Genomic DNA, 5,615 nt, shown 5'->3' on the forward strand with positions numbered 1-5,615 from the left:
TAAGCTATATCGACAGTGCTGGCCTCGGCGAATTGACTTCCGCCTACACATCGGTCAAGAACCGCAATGGGCAGCTGAAGCTCCTCAATTTAACGAAACGTGTTCATGACCTGATGCAGATTACAAAACTGTACACAGTCTTTGATGTGTACGACGACGAAAGGACGGCGATTGCCTCGTTCGGCTCTTAAGCATCATTAGACTCTTCTCGGGCCCAGGTCTCGTCGGCCGCGGTGGATGAGGCCTAGAAGACCACAAGTGCAACGCACTGAAAGTGTCCTGCGGCGATGCCGTGCAACATAAAACAGACGCCAAACCGTGTTCCTTCCGCATTGCCAACCACACACTCGGAACCTCAGAAAACGTCAGCGAGCTGAGAAATGAGACATCGCGCGAACTATCATTTCGAAGAGAAGTGACAAAGAGGAGATGAACAAACCATGTATGGAAACGATGAGCACCATTTTGGGTTTCCGGCGACCAGAATGATGCAATGGCAGGCTGTAACATCAGATTGACCCGCCGAATGGAGTTTAGAAACTGGAGTCAACCACGAAGCCCCATGCGGCCAACAGCGTCTCCGGGACGTACTTCGAATTCTTATTAAAACGCGCCCATTCGCGCAGTCGTGTCGAATGGACGTACTGGTCCGGAGTGAGCTGCAATTCTTTCACGGCCCGCTCAAACGAAGTGGGAGTGATCTCAACCGGGCCTGGGGCCTCTGGTTTGCCCCAATTGGGATTGCCGCGACGCTTGAGGACATATAGGGACACTTATACCTGACGCGTTGCTGATCTTGCGTCCGCTACCGGACAGACTCTTTTCCGCTGTCCGGTCCAGGCGTGGTTCATTGTGGGTCGAAGATCACATAGCGGTCGCGGTTGCTGATAAACACGCGCTTGAAGAGAGTGATGGGTAGCCGCGCCTCCTGGAAAGATTCACACGGCGGTGTACGATGAGCCTCCGGCCTTTCCGCGATCTTCGCGAAGCCCTTCAAGCCACGCTCCGGAAGCTCGATCAGACGCCCGGCGCTGAATTCGATCCAGACCTGCTCAAACTCCGGCATATACTTCTCCAACGCATCGCCGCGATCAACGACGCCGCGCCTTCTAGACGACCATAGGCGGTTGCAGCCCGGCGTGTTGTATCTATGGCTGTTTGCGGAACTAAAATGCAGAATGGGGAAGTGTATCCTCGTCCGAATCCTCGAGGTCGTGAAAGCACCTGGCGCTCACCTGACTACGGAGTCGGAGCATGCGCAGGCTGCTTGATCCAGGGAAAGTACTTCCGATCTTCCTGGATCATGTGCCGGGCCAATACATCATGGATGACAAATCCCAAGAAGGCTCCGGCCGTCGTCCCCCGCTTCCTGAATTGAGCTGCAAGATCGCTTGCGTGGGCGAGAAGCTTGCGATGGAGTTGCTTGTGTGCCTCGGCATCGGAGAAACCGCCCGCTTCCAGCATGGATTCCTCATTAGAGAAGTGATTCATAATATGGACGAGTAATTCATCAACCATTTCCGAGATTCGAGCATTGTCTTGGCACGATCCGAGCTTTAGAAGGAGGCGGTTTGCAATTCGTAAAAGCTCTTTGTGCTCGGCATCGATTCTTGGGATTCCACATGCGTAGGCTTTTCTCCAATGAAGCTCGAGAGGTTCGAAGCGGTTTGGGTTTCGTGCCGATTCCCGACGCAGATCTTCCGCGTCGACAACCACACGGTTGCGGCCATTTTGCTTGGCTTGATACATGGCCGCATCTGCCCGATCTAAAAGAGCAGGGAGACTTTCCCCGAGCCGCTGTGCTGCAATTCCCATGCTGACGGTAACCTGCAAGCCCGTAGGAAAGTTATGACCTGCAAGCGCTTTCCGGATTCGTTCACAGACCCGCTTGCCATTCGACGCCCCTGTATTCGGTAGCAGTATGAGGAATTCCTCGCCTCCCCAACGCCCAAGAAGGTCCACGACGCGTAGCGAGCTATGTGCGATCTCACTGAAAATAGCCAGCACCTCATCCCCGGAAGCGTGACCAAATCGGTCGTTGATGGACTTGAAACGGTCCAAATCCGCCATGACTACCGAAAGTCCAAGCCGATGGCGTCCCGACCGCAGAACTTCAATGGTTGCCCGATCGACAAACGTCTGCCTGTTCAGCGCCCTGGTCAGGGGATCGAGAGTTGCCTGCTGCTCAAGTGCTGTCTGGAGAACCTTGCGTTCGGTTATGTCGTGAAAGCTCACAATAAAGAGCCCAACCGCATCCTTGGACGGCAGGCAATCAACCTCCGCCCAAAAAATGTCGCCGTGTCCGGAGACGAACTGCATATCCATCGAAACGTGGTGAGGGCTTGACCGCGAAGCCATCCTGACGGGGGTCTGAAGTCGGGTTTCTCCTTCAGGAACAGACAGGTCCCTGAGAGAAATACCTTCGAATCGGTCACCGGCACATGCAAACATCTCGGAGAGATGGTCGTTGACTTCAACGAACTTACCTTGCTCGTCAACTAGGCCGATTCCAATCCCCACCCCTTGAAAGGCGATTCGGAATCTTTCTTGAGCGGAAGTTGACTTCGCTTTGCTATCTCGATTCGAATCCAGTGAGTTCCTTTGAGGCATAGTGGGGGCACCCTTCTTTCGTTCTGTGAGAACTACGCAGCAGGATTGGATGGTCGTGAGGTACAGCTTCGCCCGCGTATCTGGAAAGAGCACTAAGGTTGGGAATGAATAAGATTGATCCACGCAGTTTCACCAGGTCCCGATCGAAGTCGCCGCATGTGAATTGTGCTATCGCTTCTTCGATGGACCGTACGGGCGTGACATAGTATCCGGCGGACTGCCAGATTGATCGTTGATTGGCGATGAATGAGGCATCCAAGCCGACAGCGATCACGGTCGCTATACGCATAATGACCTCCCAACGAGACGAAATGTTCTCGGGGACGCCTCGAAGAAAGTGAAACAAGTTGATGTATATTAACCCGTCTTTATGTCCGGTACCGAACCTATTTTGTTATTCATTCAGGGCACCGAGGGAACCGGCGCGGAGCACTCCTCCGTACCGTGCGTAAGTATGCTATTTGTCAATGAGTTTCGGTGGGACAATCCTACTTGACTTGTCGGGTTCCCCGATCATCGATGCAATTTTTGCGAATCTTCGTCAATTTTCAATATCCGTCGTGGCAGTCTGGTGACGCGAAGCATCAATCAGATCCGAGTGAATGCTCCGCCTCGAGTTCCAGCAGCGGTTCGAGGATCAGTTGCTTCAAGATAACGAAAGTCAGAAGGATTCTCTGCCTGTGCAATACGCTCAAGGATGCAGCCAAGGATCGAAAGTTGATCTTGTGACCTGGTGTCACCGGATTTATGGAATTCAGGCACTTTCCCTACCTTAATTTGCAAAGTACTGTCACAGTCCCAGAGCCGCGCATGTGATCTGGAACTTCTGCCTGTACTCTTGCCGCCCAAAACGATCAGGCCCCTCGTTTCCGAGAGGCCTGTGAATCAGTGGATGGGGCAGCGCGCAATTAGACCGTAACCCTCCAATTGTCCGATGTCAAATTCGCTAAACACGCACTGATGAGCCACATCACGTCCTCTGATCGCCAACCGGGAAATTTCCGAGTTTTGCATGGGTCTGTCCCAAGAGGCCGAGGCGGTCAGGTTGTGCGCGATGGTTTGTGGCCTTCGATGAGAACGCTGAAATGGAAGACCCTGAGGGTCGGTTTTTGGGGTGCTCGTCTGCTGCTGCAGGTCGACTTCTCGAATGTCGCGATGCGGTTCTCTCCTATGTTCGTGCCGAGCCACTCCCGGCAACGGTGGATCGCCTCATTCATTGGAGGCAACTTGCCAGGATTGAGTGGTAAGTTCTCGACAGAGAAGAACGCCGTGATCACCCGCATACTACTCCTCACATCTGCTCGCCCAACTGTCATTGTGGCGTGGCGGTTGAACTAGCGGCTGCCGATCGATCAGCGATCGGAACGATGGGCAGGTGGACTGTGCGACGCCGAACGGCTTCAATCACAATTTCAGGTACAAAGAAATGCCGAAAGGCTCTCCATACGAATTTGCGAAGTCTCTCCCCTGCTTCCCCATCTGACTTAACCGCTTCAAGTGCCTGTGAATCGTTGAGACCCAACTGCCGTAGCAGTCGATCCCACTCTGCGACCTCGGGCAAATCTGATTGGAAGAGGCCCTGATTCCGACCAGCCCAACCCTTTAATTGGAAGAGTTCCGCGTTCCGCCGATCCATTCGTCGTCCTCTGCAAGCTCATTCTTCGTTTTGGCCGCCTTTCCTGAATGTGATTTGAAGCACACGGCCGTTTCATTCGTGGTTACTTATGTTCACGCCAGAGAATTTTGACAAACCCAACCGTGCCATCGATTACCCGAAAAACTGTTACGTTCGGATAGCCCGTAGATGGAAGTTCGCGCAGGCTTGGTCGACGTTACATAGCGGCGACGAATTCGGGAAGTATCTCAGGTGCGCTCACCTGCAAAAGCTGCGCCATCCGCGCCGCCATTCCGGTGTACATCGAGGCAACATGGAAAGCACTGGAGCGGACACTCTCGCTCGCCTGGTTGAAGGTGTCACGTGCAAGAACCCTCAGAGCTTCAGAGCGAATCTGCATGGCGTCACAGCGGAGCGTTTCGAGAATCACCTGGTCATTTGAGTTGCTCATCTCGATGTTTCGTGCAGCATAATCAACCATCTCCAACATCACACCCGCGTTAAGGTACATCGCTCGGATTCCACGAATGCCGTGCATGCGTTCCCAGATCTCTTCCGGGGAGGTATCCAACCCTTCCTTGGAAAGGAAATGAACGCTCAATTCACGTCCGCTCCAATCCAGCTGGAGACGGGCCACGAGCGAGTTCCAATTCTGCGCGTTGCGGTGGCGAAGCCCAACTCTCCAGCGTGCGAGGTAGATTGCTACGGGAGCGATTGCCGCGATTTGGAGGATTGGCAGACTCATTACATCACCTGTCATCGGCAGCCATTATTGAACTCATCAGTATGAAGTGGCAGTCGGGCCGGATAAATAACACTTCCAGGCCGGTGACTGGTGCTTTTTGGGGTTCCGGGTATTTGGTGGCCAACCGGGAATTACACGTCTAGCGACACGACACGCGATTGTTGACTTATGAGTGGTTACTACTTGGACAGCAACTCAGCACGGGCCTATACCGCCTGGAGATTAGACCTGAGCGGTTCCTGCAAATACCACACTCCAAACGGCAAGTTTTGTGTCCTACTTGCGTCCTCCAGCCCGCGCGTCCGCTTTGGCGGCAGGTCACCTACTTGACTTCAACCAAACTGTGTTGCACCGCGAGGCTGCGTGAAATCACATTGTCTTTGACCGTGTATGTCAGGTTCAAACCGAGCAAATAGCCTCCACATAGGAAATCACAGTCAGTCCTGTGCGGATCCAGGGGAGCAGGTCAAATCACAACCGCAACAGATTGCGGAGCCAGATCCTGCAAGCATGGCGGCCCCGGGCTCTGCGCTTTTGTGAGAGATTTCCTACAACTCGCGCAGGGAGACGGCGACGGGACGCAGCGCTGCACGCACAGCGGGTAGCAGGCCGCCGAGAACGCCCATGGCCAGCGCAAAAATCACT

5 protein-coding genes are annotated in these 5,615 nt (G+C 53.9%); 1 reads left to right on the plus strand and 4 read right to left on the minus strand.

Annotated features, from left to right (window positions below):
* Positions 1-191: STAS domain-containing protein (locus WCA10_RS07260; protein WP_472820908.1), on the plus strand; the 191-nt coding region annotated here is incomplete at its 5' end.
* A 342-nt stretch (positions 192-533) separates the two neighbouring features.
* Here WCA10_RS07260 and WCA10_RS07265 read toward each other — a convergent pair.
* The 4 genes from WCA10_RS07265 to WCA10_RS07280 form a co-directional block, all read right to left on the minus strand.
* The gene (locus WCA10_RS07265; protein WP_472821841.1) at positions 534-773 is read right to left on the minus strand and encodes a hypothetical protein; all 240 of its coding nucleotides are present in this window, start codon (positions 771-773) and stop codon (positions 534-536) included.
* Between the two features lie 74 nt (positions 774-847).
* A complete protein-coding gene (locus tag WCA10_RS07270) occupies positions 848-1,066 on the minus strand; it encodes a hypothetical protein (RefSeq protein ID WP_472821842.1) in 219 nt (72 codons plus the stop codon).
* 173 nt (positions 1,067-1,239) lie between these two features.
* Positions 1,240-2,610, minus strand: a complete 1,371-nt coding sequence (locus WCA10_RS07275; RefSeq protein WP_472821844.1) for a diguanylate cyclase — start codon at positions 2,608-2,610, stop codon at positions 1,240-1,242.
* A gap of 1,832 nt (positions 2,611-4,442) precedes the next feature.
* Positions 4,443-4,970: a hypothetical protein gene (locus tag WCA10_RS07280; protein ID WP_472821843.1), complete on the minus strand. Its 528-nt coding sequence runs from the start codon at positions 4,968-4,970 to the stop codon at positions 4,443-4,445.
* Positions 4,971-5,615 lie beyond the last annotated feature (645 nt).

The organism is Occallatibacter sp., from assembly GCF_049582745.1.
Taxonomy (GTDB): Bacteria; Acidobacteriota; Terriglobia; order Terriglobales; family Acidobacteriaceae; genus Telmatobacter.